Genomic DNA, 12,817 nt, shown 5'->3' on the forward strand with positions numbered 1-12,817 from the left:
ACCCGCTCTCCCTCAACGCTGGCCCAGTGTCTCGTGCCCCGAAGCGCGTAGCAACGGCATCCAGCCATCACCGCTGCGGTAGGCCGAGCCTTCCGCATGACGATCTAGGTAGGACTGCAGCAGGCGCGCCTGCTCGAGATCGCCACGTTGCGACTGGCGGGTGTTTGGCGCCATGAACATCGGCATGTCCGAGGTGGCGCCCACCGCCCCTACCGGCATCATGCCGGTATTGCCGCCAGGCGACTGCTGGAACATGGGAAGATCGACGAGAGAGGGGCGCGACACGGGGCTCGAAGAGGCGGAAGCCACATCGCCTCCCGTTGACGCAGCCGAGCCGCTGCCTGCCATCGCCGGCCCATCGGCACCCGGCGTCCCCGCGACGTTGTAGACCTGCACCCCGGTGATCACCATCAATGAGACGGCAGCGGCGATCGCGGCACTGCTGGCGAAGGAGAAGCTGCGGCGTTTGCCCGACGCCTCCTCGACCAGGGGCAACGGCTCGCTCTCGATTCGGGCCATGATCCCGGCCGAGAGATCCATGCTGACATCGACCTCGCGGTCCCGCTGCATCAGGCTGCGAGCCAGATGGTAGCGACGCCAGGTATCGGCAGCATCGGGAGAGGCCTCGAGTATCTTGAGCACTCGACGCAGCTCCAGCTCATTCGCTTCGTTATCCATCAAGGCGGATAACGATTCCCGTTCATTGTGACTCATTCCTAGATCCTCACACTCGACAGGGCCTGACGCCCCCATGTCAGTGGATAAATGGCGAGTCTCGACTCGCCGGAATTCCCGCTCATCCTTGCGCACGATTCGCCATTCCTACCGCGAATCGCTCAATTGCCATGTGCGCACCCATCTTCATCGCAATCCCCACATCTGACGCCGACATTCGCCAACAGTTCAGCGCAGTGCAAAAAACTCATTCAACGATCATGTCCTGGGTCCGCGCGGTGGAGATCAGTGGCTGAATATGTTTGTCCACCGCCTCGCGGGCACGAAAGATACGCGAACGCACCGTTCCCACCGGGCAATTCATCACGCTTGCGATGTCCTCGTAGGAGAGCCCGTCCAGCTCGCGCAGGGTGATGGCGGTGCGCAGATCCTCCGGCAGGCTTTCGATGGCCTCGAATACGGCCGCTTCGAGCTGATCGCGGGCAATCGACGCTTCCGGGGTTTCGATATCGGCAAGCCGACCGCTCTGGTCAAGGATCTCGGCATCGACGATATCCATGTCGCTGCCCGGGGGGCGACGCCCACGTGACACCAGATGGTTCTTGGCCGTGTTGATGGCGATCCGGTACATCCAAGTATAGAACGCGCTTTCTGAGCGAAACTTGCCAAGCGCCCGGTAGGCCTTGATAAAGGCTTCCTGTGCAACGTCATGCACCTCGGCGTGATCGTGGATGTAACGCCCGATCAGGCCGATGATCTTGTGTTGATACTTCCTGACCAGCAGATCGAAAGCGCGATTGTCGCCCTTCTGCGCCCGCTCGACGAGTTGTTGATCGGTCTCCCTGACTGCCATTCATCCCCTCCCCAGTCGGGAAGTCGAGGCATTCGACTCGGCGGGGAGCATCGTTGCGATCAGCGTGTAATGTAAGAAGGCATTCATATCGTCAACCTGGGCCCTGTCGGGTAGTCGGTGATGGTCATGCATAAGTGTTCCTGTTTCTTGGCATTCCATCAAGCAGGGTCTGTCGACCGTCAATGCCTCGCTGTGACTTGTTCGATCCTGGCAAGTTCCACCTCGGCGTTGATTTTGGGTAGTGCCGCGGGCGATAGTAGGCTTCTCTTTTTCTCGCGCGGTTCACGTAACAGGTAGCGGCATGCCCCAACAACAGGTCAATAACCTCAACGTTCTCGCTCAGGACGTTCTCATTACTCCCGAGGCTCTCAAGCAGGAGATTCCCCTGACCGAGCTGGCCGAACGCACGGTCGTCGAAGGGCGCAACACGGTACAGCGGATTCTCGACGGCAGCGATCCACGTCTGCTGGTCGTGGTCGGCCCCTGCTCCATCCACGATGTCGACGCGGCATTGGACTACGCCCGGCGACTGCGTAAGCTCGCCGACGAGGTCAAGGAGAGCCTGTATATCGTGATGCGCGTCTATTTCGAAAAGCCGCGTACCACTGTGGGCTGGAAAGGCCTGATCAACGATCCCCACATCAACGACTCCTTCGAGATCGAGGAGGGGCTGCATATCGCCCGCAAGCTCTTGGTGGAGCTTGCCGAGATGGGATTGCCGCTGGCCACCGAGGCGCTCGACCCGATATCGCCCCAGTATCTACAGGACTGCATCAGCTGGTCGGCCATCGGCGCCCGCACCACCGAATCCCAGACACACCGCGAGATGGCCTCGGGCCTCTCCTGCCCGGTGGGATTCAAGAACGGCACCGATGGCAGCCTCGACGTCGCCGTCAATGCCTTGCAGTCGGTCTCGCATCCGCACAACTTCCTGGGTATCGACCAGGCCGGCCAGGTGGCAATCATCCGCACGCGTGGCAATGCCTACGGTCATGTGGTGCTGCGCGGCGGCAACGGCAAGCCCAACTACGACAGCGTCAGCGTGGCGCTGGCCGAGCAGGAGCTCGAGAAGGCCGGCATCAAGCCCAACATCATGGTCGACTGCTCGCACGCCAACTCCAACAAGGACCCGGCCTTGCAGCCGCTGGTCATGCAGAACGTCACCAACCAGATCCTTGAGGGCAATCGTTCGATCATCGGCCTGATGGTGGAGTCGCATATCGGCTGGGGCAGTCAAAAAATCCCCGAGGATCGCAGCCAGCTGCAATATGGCGTGTCGATCACCGATGCCTGTATCGATTGGGAGACGACGGTCGAGGTATTCCAGCAAATGGATCAGAAACTGCGTCCGGTATTGAAGGCGCGCCTCCAGGCTGCCTGAACATCGTGCTCGCTAGACCAGGCGCCCGCCATTCGGCGGGCGCAATCGTTTCAATGTATTGCGCTTCAGCTCACCACGGCTTGACCGTCGATCTCGCGCCGAAACGGGGGTAGCGAATCGAGCAGCGCCTGCCCATAGCGACGCGTCAGCACGCGACGGTCGAGCAGCGTGATGCGCCCGCTGTCCTGCTCCTTGCGAATCAGCCGGCCACAGGCCTGAACCAGCTTGATCGAGGCGTCCGGTACCGCGATGCGCATGAAGGGGTTGCCTCCACGACTCTCGATCCACTCGGCGAGCGTGGCCCCGACCGGATCGTCCGGCACCGCAAAGGGCAGCCGCGTGATCACCACATGGGTGAGATAATCACCTGGCAGGTCGATCCCCTCGGCGAAACTCGCAAGACCGAAGATGATGCTGCCCTGCCCCGCATCGACTCGCGCCCGATGGCGCTCGATCAGTTCACGCTTGGGCAGCCTATCCTGGGCCAGCACCCGCTCACGGCACGCCTGGGAGAGCGCCTTCTCCACCGCACGCAGCTGAGCGCGGGACGAGAACAACATCAACACCGCCTCGCGCGCTCCAAGCCCCTCGACGAACGAGACGATGGCCTGCTCATGCGCCTCGCGGTCGCCGGGATCGACCGCCTCACGTGGCACATTCAATATCGCGCGGGAGTAGTCGAAGGGGCTTGGCAGGCGCTGATAGCGGTAACGATTGGCAAGCCCGGCTCGCTCCTGCAGACGCTCGAAACGCCCCAGCGCAGTGAGGGTCGCCGACGTCACCACGGCCCCGTAGCAGCTACCCCATAGCGTCTTGGCCAGGGTGTGAGCCGCCGAAACGGGACTCGCCGAGAAGGAGAGTTCCGGCTCCCCCGCCACCGTTTCGAAGGTCAGCCAACGCGCCTGGGGCGGTTCGGCGGGATCGTCCTGCTGGCTCATGGCAAGCCACAGGGCGTGCGCTTCCAGCGCCCTACCATGGAGCAGCGAAATCAGCGGCAGCCAGGGCTCGGCCTGCTCGCGGGGAAGCCCAGTATGCTTGTCTGGATCGAGGCTCTCGCGCAGGATATCGGCAATGGTCTCCAAGTTGCGCGACAGCTCTGCGAAGATCACCACCAATGCGCTGGCGTGCTCGCGCAGTGCCAAGGGCGCGCGCCCCATCTCGAAGCGGTGATGGACGCTCTCCTCCCCTGCGCCATTGGGTAGCCCGGCCAACTGGTGACCCAGCGAGAAGACCTCGCCCAGACGCGGCTCGAGCGCTGCGATCGCCTCGGGAAATGCGGCCAGCAGCCGCGCCACGGTCGGCTGCACGGCAAGGGCCGCGTTGAGCTCGGTCAGCGACTTCTTGAGGTTGCGCAACCAGCGCAGCGCGCCATTGACGGCGAAACGGTGAGTGAAGTGCTCGATCGCCTTGTCGGGCAGGTGGTGCCCCTCATCGAAGACATAGATGCACTCCGAGGGTTTCGGCAACACCACACCGCCCCCAAGCGACAGATCGGCCAGCACCAGGTCGTGATTGGCAACGACGATATCGGCCGTGTCGAGATCTCGTCGGGCCCGAAAAAATGCACAGGCACCGAAATGGCCGCAGCGTCGGTTGGTGCATTGGCGATGATCGGTGGTCAGGCGCCGCCACTGCGTATCCTCAATGGTCAGTGGCCAGCTGTCGCGGTCCCCCTCCCAGCGCCCGTTGCCATAGGCATCAGCGAGCTCCTTGACCAAGGCGTGGAAGTCGTCGCCATCACGCGAAGCAAGCGCCTGCTCGAATAGCGAAAGCGTCGGGTTCTCCTCAACGCCATCGAGCAGTTGATCGAGCTTGGCCACGCACAGGTAACGGCCACGCCCCTTGGCCAGGGCGTAACTGAACGCAATACCGCTGTGCTTATGCAGCGCGGGCAGATCCTGATGCAGCACCTGCTCCTGCAACGCCACCGTGGCAGTGGCGATCACCAGCCGCTTGCCCTTGGCCTTGGCCACCGGCAGGGCCGCGAGCAGGTAGGCCAGCGTCTTGCCGGTACCAGTACCCGCTTCGAGCACGCAGACATGCTCATCCGAGGTACGCCGGCCGCTGTCGTCGGCCTTGATCCCCGCCAGGGTGCGGGCAATTTCGGCGATCATCAGGCGCTGGCCGTAACGTGGAGTCAACGCCAGGCCATCGAGAACGCGCCGATAGGCCTCCTGGATCTCACCCTTGAGCGCTTCGTCGAGCATCGCGCCTGTTCCTTGCGGCCTGGCCGCTTACAGCAAGCCTTCGGGCGGATGTTCGCAGGGCAGCTTGTCGTTGATGTAGCGCTCGATCTCGGGCAACGAGAAGGCATCCTCCTCCCCGACGAAGCTGATCGACACGCCCTTGGCGCCGGCACGACCGGTACGTCCGATGCGGTGCACGTAGTCCTCGGGATCTTCCGGCAGGGTGTAGTTGATCACATGGCTGACATCGTCGATATGAATGCCACGGCCCGCCACGTCGGTTGCGACCAGCACCTGGACCTCGCCTTCGCGGAAGCGCTCCAGGGTCTTGATGCGCTGCGCCTGTGGCACATCGCCGGAGAGCATCGCCACGTTGATATCCGCCTTCTTGAGCAGATCGTCCAGCTTGCGCACCAGGTCGCGACGGTTACCGAACACCATGACCCGGTCGAAACTCTCCTGTTTGAGCAGATTGACCAGCAGGCGCTGCTTGTCATCGTCACTGACCATGTAGACGCGCTGGTCGATATCCGCGGCATTCTCGACCGTGACCGCGATCTCGACGTGGGCCGGCTCGTGTGTCCACTGGCTGGCAAGCGCCAGAATGTCGTCGGTGAAAGTTGCCGAAAACAGAAACGTCTGACGCTCCTCCTTCTTGGGCGTATGCCGGATGATGCGCTTGACGTCGGGGATGAAGCCCATCGACAGCATGCGATCGGCCTCGTCGAGCACCAGCACTTCGACCTCGGTCAGGTCCACGTCTCGCTTCTCGTGGAAGTCCAGCAGACGGCCAGGCGTGGCCACCAGAATATCCAGCGGCTTGCCAAGATTATCGCGCTGCTTCTGGTAATCCATGCCGCCCACGACGCTTGCCACGTTAAGCGACGTGAACCGCGCCAACGCCTTGGCATCCTTCTCGATCTGCAGCGCCAGCTCGCGGGTCGGCGCGATGATCAGCGCGCGCGGGGCGCCGGGCTTCTGCCCGTTGGGGGCCTCCTCCTCGAGGAAGTAGGCAAGGATCGACATCAGAAAGGCAGCGGTTTTGCCGGTGCCGGTCTGGGCCTTGCCCACGATGTCACCACCCAACAGCGTATGGCGCAGCGCTTCGGCCTGGATCGGCGTGCAGTATTCGAAACCCAGTGCGTGGATGGCACGCATCAGGGGAGTGGGAAGATCGAAGTCATGGAAACGCCACTTGCCCGCGACGGGCGCTACCTGAAACTGCCGGGGATCCCAGCTGGGCTGCGACTTGCGCGGCTTGCGGCGGCGACGCTTGGGCTTGCGATTCTGGGCCGGTGCAGGGGCCTTTTCCGTCTCGCTCATAGGCTGTGATTCTGTCCATTATCTGTGGATGTGATGCGCGGCTCAGCAAAGTCAGACGCTTTCAAAGGTGGCTATTGTACCAGTCATTGACGATCAGGGCGCGTATCGCGGAAGCGACTGCTCTCCGCACTCATGAAGAGCCATGCCGTCGTGGTGGCGTCCTGATAGAATGGGCCAAACGTCGAAGTCAAAGGAGTCATGCCGACATGACGCGCAGGAAAAAGACCCGCTCGCTTGCCGACAAGGTGACGATCCGCACCGGCAAGCGCAAGGATTACAAGAAGTGGCGCCACGACAATCCCGACCAGGTTGCCCCATCGCGCCGCTTCACCCAGAAGAAGGTGCAACAGCGCAAGTTGCAGGCAATACGCAAGCTGGCTCGTCAGCAGCAGGGGACCACCCTTGACATCAACCCCAAGGACGACTCGTCCACCGATGGCAAGAGCGAATAATGCGACTGGTATCGTTCAATATCAATGGAATCCGCGCTCGCCTGCATCAGCTACAAGCACTTGTGGAGAGCCACCGCCCGGCGCTGATCGGCCTGCAGGAGACCAAGGTGCAGGATAGCGAGTTTCCGTTCGATGCAGTGAAGGCGCTGGGTTATCACGTCCACTATCATGGCCAGAAGGGGCACTACGGTGTTGCCCTGCTGTGCGATGAAGCGCGCTTTCCACAAGGCCCCGAGGCGGTATTCCACGGCATGCCCGACGACGGCGAGGCCTCTCAGCGGCGCATGATTGGTGCCCGCCTGCGGCTGGTCGATGGCGAACCGCTGACGGTGTGGAACGGTTATTTTCCTCAGGGCGAGAATCTCGCTCACCCCACCAAGTTTCCCGACAAGCAGCGCTTTTATGCTCAGCTCGCGCGACTACTCAGCGAGGATCATCAACCCAGCGAGCGTGTAGTGGTGATGGGCGACTTCAATATCTCGCCTGAGGATATCGACATCGGGATCGGTGAAGCGAACCGCAAACGCTGGCTGCGCGAGGGCAAGACGAGCTTCCAGCCCATCGAGCGCGAGTGGCTCGTCGGCATCAAGTCCTGGGGACTCAAGGACAGCTATCGCCTGCGCTATCCCGAGGTCGACGACCGCTTCAGCTGGTTCGACTACCGCTCGCGCGCCTTCGAACGCGATCCTAAGCGGGGGTTGCGCATCGACCACATCCTGGTATCAGCCCCTCTGATCGACAGCGTCGTCGACGCTGGCATCGACTATGAGCTACGCGCCATGGAGAGGCCATCCGATCATGCGCCGGTATGGACCGAGCTCTCGTTGTAGGATATCTCGACGCCTCTCTTGAAGACGCGCTTGCCAGGGCTAGCGCTAGGACTCGCCCTGGAGCGCGCCACGGGAAGCTCCCGACTCCGTCAGCCAGCGCTGTGCTTCCTCGGAGCCGCGCTCGCTGGCCCTGCGCAGCGCCTGCTCGGCGAGTTCAGTCTCCCCCCAGTCAAGAGCAAGATGACCCAGTTGCAGCCAGTCCTGGGCGGCATCGCTGCGCTCTGCCACCCGCCGCCAGACGCCAAGCGCTCGCTGGCGATCCCGAGCCGCCTGCCAGGCTTGTGCAAGCAGCCGGACATGCTCATCGCTTTCGGTCACGATGCCCTCCTCGATCGCCCGCTCAATTCGCTCCGCGCCGCGGGCCGGCGTACCCCCGGCCAAGTGCAGACGCACCAGCGTGATCAGCGCCTCCTCCCCTGTCAGCACTCCCAGCCGCCAGCCCGCTTCCCAGATTGCTGCCGCCTGCCCCGGCTCCCCCACTCGTTGCGCCAGGGCGGCGACACGACGCCAATCCTGCTCGCTGGAGGTTTCGTCAAGCTGAGCCTCCAGCTGAGCCAGCGCCTCACCGGCGCGTCCCGAACGCTGATAGACCGTAGCTGCCAGCGACTGCTGATCGACATCTGGCGCCGGTGTCTCCTCCAGCGCCCGCGTCACCCAGTCAGCGGACTCCTGCCAGCGTTCGAGCCTTGCCAGCGCGCGCGCCATCCTCCAACGGTCACGAGCCTGCCCAGCGTTACTGGCAAACCACTCCTCAAGAAGCACGACACCCTGCTCGGTCTGACCCGACGCGAGCCGTAAGCCGGCCTCCTCGCGTAGCCAGCGATCACGCTGCTGCGGCTCGATCCCCTGCGTCTCGCGCGCCTGATACAATAGATCGGCCGCGACGTCGGCACGCTCCTGCCGCGCCTCGGCACCGGCGGCAAGCTGCAGATAGAGCACACGCGCCCAGCGGTCGGCGCTGTTGCCGCCGGCAAGTCGTTCGGCTTGACGGCGGGCTCGTTGGCTGACTGCCTCGCGGTCCCCCTCCTGCAGCTGTTGCTGCAGGGCATTCAGATCGGCAATGACATCGCCGGGTAGCGCCGGTGCGGCCCCCACTGGCGCTGACAGGATCAGCGAGCCAAGCAGTAGCCACCAAGTGAAGCGGAGTGGGGACATGGCATCACCTCAATTGGAATTCCAGACGTTGACGGGCTCGGCGTAACCGGTCGGCAGGCTCGAACTGCCAGTTGGCCACGGCCTGCTGAGCCGCACTATCGAAGACGCTGCGCGGGCTGGCATCGACAACCTGGATGGAGGAGCGATCGACACTACCATCGGGACGGATCATGAACTGCAGCTCCACGTAGCCCTCGAGCCCCCGCCGCTGAGCTCGCGTGGGATACTCCGGCGGCACGCGGCGCGTTGGCGTGATCTGTCCGACATCCATCGGCGTCTGCGGCGCAGGCTCGGCCTGTGCCTGGGCCGGTTGCGCCGCTGATGCAACGGGGGCCGGCTCGGGCGATGGTGCGGGGGCCGGCTGAGACGTCGGTTCCGGCCGTGGCTGTGACTCGGGCTCAGGCTGTGGCTCGGGCTGAGGTTCCGGTATCTCGATCTCGGTGAGCTCCGGCAGTGCCTCGTCGAGCTCCAGCGGAACCACCTCCTCGGTTGGCAGTTCAGGCTCGGGTAGCGCGATGGGACTCTCCATCATGAGTACCGGCTCCGGCATTGGCGGCGGCTCCGCTGCCGGCAGCGGCGGCGGCGGCGGCGGGAGTTCCGCGGCGGCTTCGGCGACCTCGACCTCGGGCACGTCGGGCATATCGACCATGCTCAGGCTCATCTGCACCTCGAGCTCGTCGTACTCCTCCTGTGGCGGCGCCACCAGCAGTGCCAGCAGCCAGAACAGCAGCAGTGCCAGGGTGATCCCCCCCGCTATCGAGAAGGATGCCCGCATCATGGGGCGCTCCGGCTTGCGGCGACCGCCACCTGCTCCACACCGGCCTCGCGTATGCGATCCATCACCTCGATCAGCAGCCCCGTGGTGGAGTCGCGATCGGCCTGGATCACCACCGAGCCATCGCTGCTCACGAGTGCCGCCACCTCTCCTCCCACACGGTGAATATCGACCGGCTTGCCATCCACCCACACCGCTCCCTCCGGCGTGATGGCGACCATCACCTGGGCGTCGGGTCGCGGGCTTGCCGCGCTCGATTCGGGGCGCTGAATTTCCACCCCGCTCTCCTTGATGAAGCTGGTGGTCACGATGAAGAAGATCAGCATGATGAAGACCACATCCAGCATCGGCGTCAAATTGACCTCGCTGGCTTCGCCGTTGTCGGCGCCAAGGCGGCGTCTACGCATCGGTTTCCTCCACGGCGCGGGCCAAGCGGTCATGCAACCGCTGGTCCTCGCGTCGAATGATGTGCTCAAGGCGACTGGTGAATAGCAGCCCCACGACTGCCACGGCCATGCCGGCCAGGGTTGGCAGGGTCGCGCGAGCCACGCCATCCGCCATCGCCCGGGCCTGGCTGGTTTCGGTCAATGCCAGACTATCGAAGACGGCGATCATGCCGGTCACGGTGCCGAGCAGTCCCAGCAAAGGGCAGAGCGCCACCAGCAGTTTCAGCCAGGGCAACGGACGGCGCAGCCGCCCGATGAGCTCGCGGGACCAGACATCACGCAGCGTCAGTGCACTCCAGCTGAGATGATCGGAACGCCTTGCCCAGCGGCCGATCAAGGCATTGCGGGTCCGACGATAGGTGATGCGAAAGAACCAGACACGCTCCAGAGCCAGGCTGAACAGCAACATGGCCACCAGCGCAATCACCACCAGAACCGCCCCGCCCGCCTCGATCAGGCGCTCCAGAGGCTCAAGCCATAGCGGAATCACGTACGTCACTCCCTGAGAAGGACCGAGAAGTCGCTGAGCGCTGTTCCAGATGCTCGGCCAGGGCAGCGCTGGCCTGGCCCTCCACCACACCCGCCAGATGCCGGCTGCGGCTTGCCAGCGCCGTGTGAGCAAAGAGCAGCGGCACGGCAGTGATCAGTCCAAGCACGGTGGTCACCAGCGCCTGACTGATACCACCCGCCATCAACTGTGGATCGCCGGTACCGAACACCGTGATCGCCTGGAAGGTCACGATCATCCCGGTCACTGTTCCAAGCAACCCCAGCAACGGCGCCACGGCGGCCAGCAGCTTGACCAGCGGCTGGCCACGTTCGAGCCTCGGCATTTCGGCAAGTACCGCCTCGTCAAGCCTCGCCTCTAGCGCTTCGGGCACTTGTTCACCATGGATGGCACGAAAGCGCCGCAGTACCCGGCCAAGGGGGTTGTGGTCATGCAGCTGGCTCAGGTCGCGCAGCTGGCGGCGCACCGCGAGCGAGACCTGCAACAGGTAGCCATACTGCAGCAGTGCGACCAGTAGCCCGAATGCACCAAGCGCGACAACCACATAACCGACCGCCCCCCCCTGATGGAAACGCTCCATCAGCGAGGGTTGCTGTGCCAGCGCCGAGAGCACCTGGCCACGAGTCGGATCGAGGGCCAGAGTACGTGCATCGCCGGCATGGAATGCCGCCAGCGTGTTCGCCACCTCGGGCGGCGTGCGCTCGATGACCGCAAGCGTGGAGTCGTCGGCCCCCCTGCGCAATAACGCCTCTTCGGTAAAGGCGGCAAAGTCGCCAAGCCGCACCACCTCGCGCACGGAGACATCGCCGTCCGTACCCGCGACCGGCGCCTCGAAGCGCAGCACACGCCCGGTCTCAGCCGTCAGCGCCATGACGCTGTCGGCCAGGGTTTCGAGATGCTCACGCTGGAGCACCTCGACGTCGTCGAGCCGAGGCGGCAAGGCGGCATCACCTACCGCCGCCCAACTCTGCCCCAGCGCATCGCGAACCTCGCCGCTATGGCGCGCCAGGGTCGCAAGCACCGCCGCCAGATCATCGCCCTGCTCCTGCTGGCGGGCGTCAAGCTCTGCCCGGTGCTCCCGCTGCGCCTGTTGCCGCGCTTCCAGCGCCTCGCGCTGCTGTTGCGCGGCGGCATGCGCCGAGCGGGCTTCCTCGAGCGCCGCTTCCAGCCCCGCCTGATCTTCAAGCAATTCGCTCAAGCGTGCCTGATCGCGAGCCTCCGCGGCTTCACGCTCGGCGCGCAGTGTCTGCAGCGGCTCCTGCTGCGCCTGTACCGAGGGAGCCAACAACAGCGAGATCAGCACCAGGCTCTGAATGACCCGTGACAACTTCATGAGTGCCCCTCCGCCGGTGCAGGCACCTCTTCCAATGGCTGCGAGACCGGCAGTCTCAACAGTGCAGGAGCCCGCTGATCGCGGGCGATACGCAGCGCGTTACGCACTTCACGTCGCTCGGCCTCGTCGAGCGCTTGCCAGCGTCGGGCGTCGGCCTGCCAGACTCCACCCTCACGGCCATCCGATGAGAGATAGTAGAAGCCAACCCGACCGATACGCAGGTAGTCGACTTCACGGCGCGCTTCACCCTCGTCGCTCTCGCTCAAATAACCACGCCAGGCATCCATTTCCCGGCCGTAGTCGAGCTCGGCGCGCCAGGCCGCCAGAATGCGCTCCAGTTGGTCTGCATCGGCAAGCTCGGGATTGGCCAGGCCACTCTCCACACTGGCAACGCGCGCCTGACGCTCTTCGATCAGAAAAGGCATATCCCGCTCGACCCATGAGGCAAGGCGCTCGATCAGCCCACGCTTGAGCGATGGCAGCGCATCCCGGGTGGACTCAAGGGTATCCAGCGCCGCCTCTCGACGCTCCAGGGTATCGGCTTGACGCGTCAGACGAGGTTCGAGCTCGGCATTGTAGCCGGTCAGTCGACTCGTCTCTCGCTCCAGACGACGCAGCTCCTGCAGGGCTTCCCGGGTTGCGTCATCAGCGGCATCGATCCTTGCCTGCAGCTCAGCCTGACGCTGCTGGGCCTCCCGCGCTTCGTGGCGAAGCGTCACCTCGGCAAAGGCCGGCGACGCCAGCGAGGCGCACAGCAGTAGGCAACACCAATGCCTGGATTGAATTGGGGTAGTACTCACGTTGCATCTCCAGCGATCGACTCTTGGCAAACGGTTCCGGCAGTTACGGCGATGTCTTGCCGACCATCGATAGCCAATTATTGATAACAGTTATCGTTTA

The 12,817-nt window shown here is 63.9% G+C and carries 13 protein-coding genes; 3 read left to right on the plus strand and 10 right to left on the minus strand.

Features of this window, described 5'->3' with window-relative positions; translation table 11 throughout:
• Positions 1-12: 12 nt before the first annotated feature.
• Entirely contained in the window at positions 13-714 is a 702-nt protein-coding gene (locus tag HJD22_RS05140; protein ID WP_208654453.1) for a sigma-E factor negative regulatory protein, read from the minus strand.
• A 208-nt stretch (positions 715-922) separates the two neighbouring features.
• Positions 923-1,528 carry an RNA polymerase sigma factor RpoE gene (rpoE, locus tag HJD22_RS05145; protein WP_208654454.1) on the minus strand — a complete coding sequence of 202 codons (606 nt, stop codon included), beginning with the start codon at positions 1,526-1,528 and terminating at the stop codon, positions 923-925.
• A gap of 301 nt (positions 1,529-1,829) precedes the next feature.
• On the opposite strand from rpoE, the gene HJD22_RS05150 reads away from it, so the two are divergent.
• The gene (locus HJD22_RS05150) at positions 1,830-2,909 is read left to right on the plus strand and encodes a 3-deoxy-7-phosphoheptulonate synthase (protein WP_208654455.1); all 1,080 of its coding nucleotides are present in this window, start codon (positions 1,830-1,832) and stop codon (positions 2,907-2,909) included.
• A 65-nt stretch (positions 2,910-2,974) separates the two neighbouring features.
• Here HJD22_RS05150 and dinG read toward each other — a convergent pair whose 3' ends face one another.
• Both dinG and rhlB read right to left on the minus strand, forming a co-directional pair.
• Positions 2,975-5,116, minus strand: coding sequence for an ATP-dependent DNA helicase DinG (dinG, locus tag HJD22_RS05155; RefSeq protein ID WP_208654456.1), 2,142 nt, complete (start codon positions 5,114-5,116; stop codon positions 2,975-2,977).
• Positions 5,117-5,143: 27 nt separating this feature from the next.
• Complete coding sequence (gene rhlB, locus HJD22_RS05160; RefSeq protein WP_208654457.1) at positions 5,144-6,418, minus strand: ATP-dependent RNA helicase RhlB; 1,275 nt, start codon at positions 6,416-6,418, stop codon at positions 5,144-5,146.
• 206 nt (positions 6,419-6,624) lie between these two features.
• Between rhlB and HJD22_RS05165 the strand changes: the two genes are divergently transcribed.
• Complete coding sequence (locus tag HJD22_RS05165; protein WP_208654458.1) at positions 6,625-6,870, plus strand: hypothetical protein; 246 nt, start codon at positions 6,625-6,627, stop codon at positions 6,868-6,870.
• The gene (gene xthA / locus HJD22_RS05170; RefSeq protein ID WP_208654459.1) at positions 6,870-7,700 is read left to right on the plus strand and encodes an exodeoxyribonuclease III; all 831 of its coding nucleotides are present in this window, start codon (positions 6,870-6,872) and stop codon (positions 7,698-7,700) included. Before HJD22_RS05165 ends, xthA begins: the two co-directional genes overlap by 1 nt.
• A gap of 45 nt (positions 7,701-7,745) precedes the next feature.
• On the opposite strand, the gene HJD22_RS05175 is transcribed toward xthA, so the two are convergent.
• Genes HJD22_RS05175 through HJD22_RS05200 form a run of 6 tightly spaced genes read right to left on the minus strand, consistent with a single transcriptional unit; the run spans position 7,746 to position 12,717 of the window.
• Complete coding sequence (locus HJD22_RS05175; protein ID WP_208654460.1) at positions 7,746-8,855, minus strand: hypothetical protein; 1,110 nt, start codon at positions 8,853-8,855, stop codon at positions 7,746-7,748.
• Positions 8,856-8,859: 4 nt separating this feature from the next.
• A complete protein-coding gene (locus HJD22_RS05180; RefSeq protein ID WP_208654461.1) occupies positions 8,860-9,633 on the minus strand; it encodes an energy transducer TonB in 774 nt (257 codons plus the stop codon).
• Positions 9,630-10,037: a biopolymer transporter ExbD gene (locus HJD22_RS05185; protein ID WP_208654462.1), complete on the minus strand. Its 408-nt coding sequence runs from the start codon at positions 10,035-10,037 to the stop codon at positions 9,630-9,632. Before HJD22_RS05185 ends, HJD22_RS05180 begins: the two co-directional genes overlap by 4 nt.
• Positions 10,030-10,563 carry a MotA/TolQ/ExbB proton channel family protein gene (locus HJD22_RS05190; protein ID WP_208656768.1) on the minus strand — a complete coding sequence of 178 codons (534 nt, stop codon included), beginning with the start codon at positions 10,561-10,563 and terminating at the stop codon, positions 10,030-10,032. Before HJD22_RS05190 ends, HJD22_RS05185 begins: the two co-directional genes overlap by 8 nt.
• Entirely contained in the window at positions 10,547-11,917 is a 1,371-nt protein-coding gene (locus HJD22_RS05195) for a MotA/TolQ/ExbB proton channel family protein (protein ID WP_208654463.1), read from the minus strand. Before HJD22_RS05195 ends, HJD22_RS05190 begins: the two co-directional genes overlap by 17 nt.
• Complete coding sequence (locus HJD22_RS05200; RefSeq protein ID WP_248730109.1) at positions 11,914-12,717, minus strand: DUF3450 domain-containing protein; 804 nt, start codon at positions 12,715-12,717, stop codon at positions 11,914-11,916. Before HJD22_RS05200 ends, HJD22_RS05195 begins: the two co-directional genes overlap by 4 nt.
• Positions 12,718-12,817 lie beyond the last annotated feature (100 nt).

It is taken from the genome of Halomonas sp. TA22, assembly GCF_013009075.1.
Taxonomy (GTDB): Bacteria; Pseudomonadota; Gammaproteobacteria; order Pseudomonadales; family Halomonadaceae; genus TA22.

Bases quoted from the DNA above. Each gene is read 5' to 3' on its own strand.
- HJD22_RS05140 (WP_208654453.1), bottom strand. From the start codon at position 714: ATGAGTCACAATGAACGGGAATCGTTATCCGCCTTGATGGATAACGAA.
- rpoE (WP_208654454.1), bottom strand. From the start codon at position 1,528: ATGGCAGTCAGGGAGACCGATCAACAACTCGTCGAGCGGGCGCAGAAG.
- HJD22_RS05150 (WP_208654455.1), top strand. From the start codon at position 1,830: ATGCCCCAACAACAGGTCAATAACCTCAACGTTCTCGCTCAGGACGTT.
- dinG (WP_208654456.1), bottom strand. From the start codon at position 5,116: ATGCTCGACGAAGCGCTCAAGGGTGAGATCCAGGAGGCCTATCGGCGC.
- rhlB (WP_208654457.1), bottom strand. From the start codon at position 6,418: ATGAGCGAGACGGAAAAGGCCCCTGCACCGGCCCAGAATCGCAAGCCC.
- HJD22_RS05165 (WP_208654458.1), top strand. From the start codon at position 6,625: ATGACGCGCAGGAAAAAGACCCGCTCGCTTGCCGACAAGGTGACGATC.
- xthA (WP_208654459.1), top strand. From the start codon at position 6,870: ATGCGACTGGTATCGTTCAATATCAATGGAATCCGCGCTCGCCTGCAT.
- HJD22_RS05175 (WP_208654460.1), bottom strand. From the start codon at position 8,855: ATGTCCCCACTCCGCTTCACTTGGTGGCTACTGCTTGGCTCGCTGATC.
- HJD22_RS05180 (WP_208654461.1), bottom strand. From the start codon at position 9,633: ATGATGCGGGCATCCTTCTCGATAGCGGGGGGGATCACCCTGGCACTG.
- HJD22_RS05185 (WP_208654462.1), bottom strand. From the start codon at position 10,037: ATGCGTAGACGCCGCCTTGGCGCCGACAACGGCGAAGCCAGCGAGGTC.
- HJD22_RS05195 (WP_208654463.1), bottom strand. From the start codon at position 11,917: ATGAAGTTGTCACGGGTCATTCAGAGCCTGGTGCTGATCTCGCTGTTG.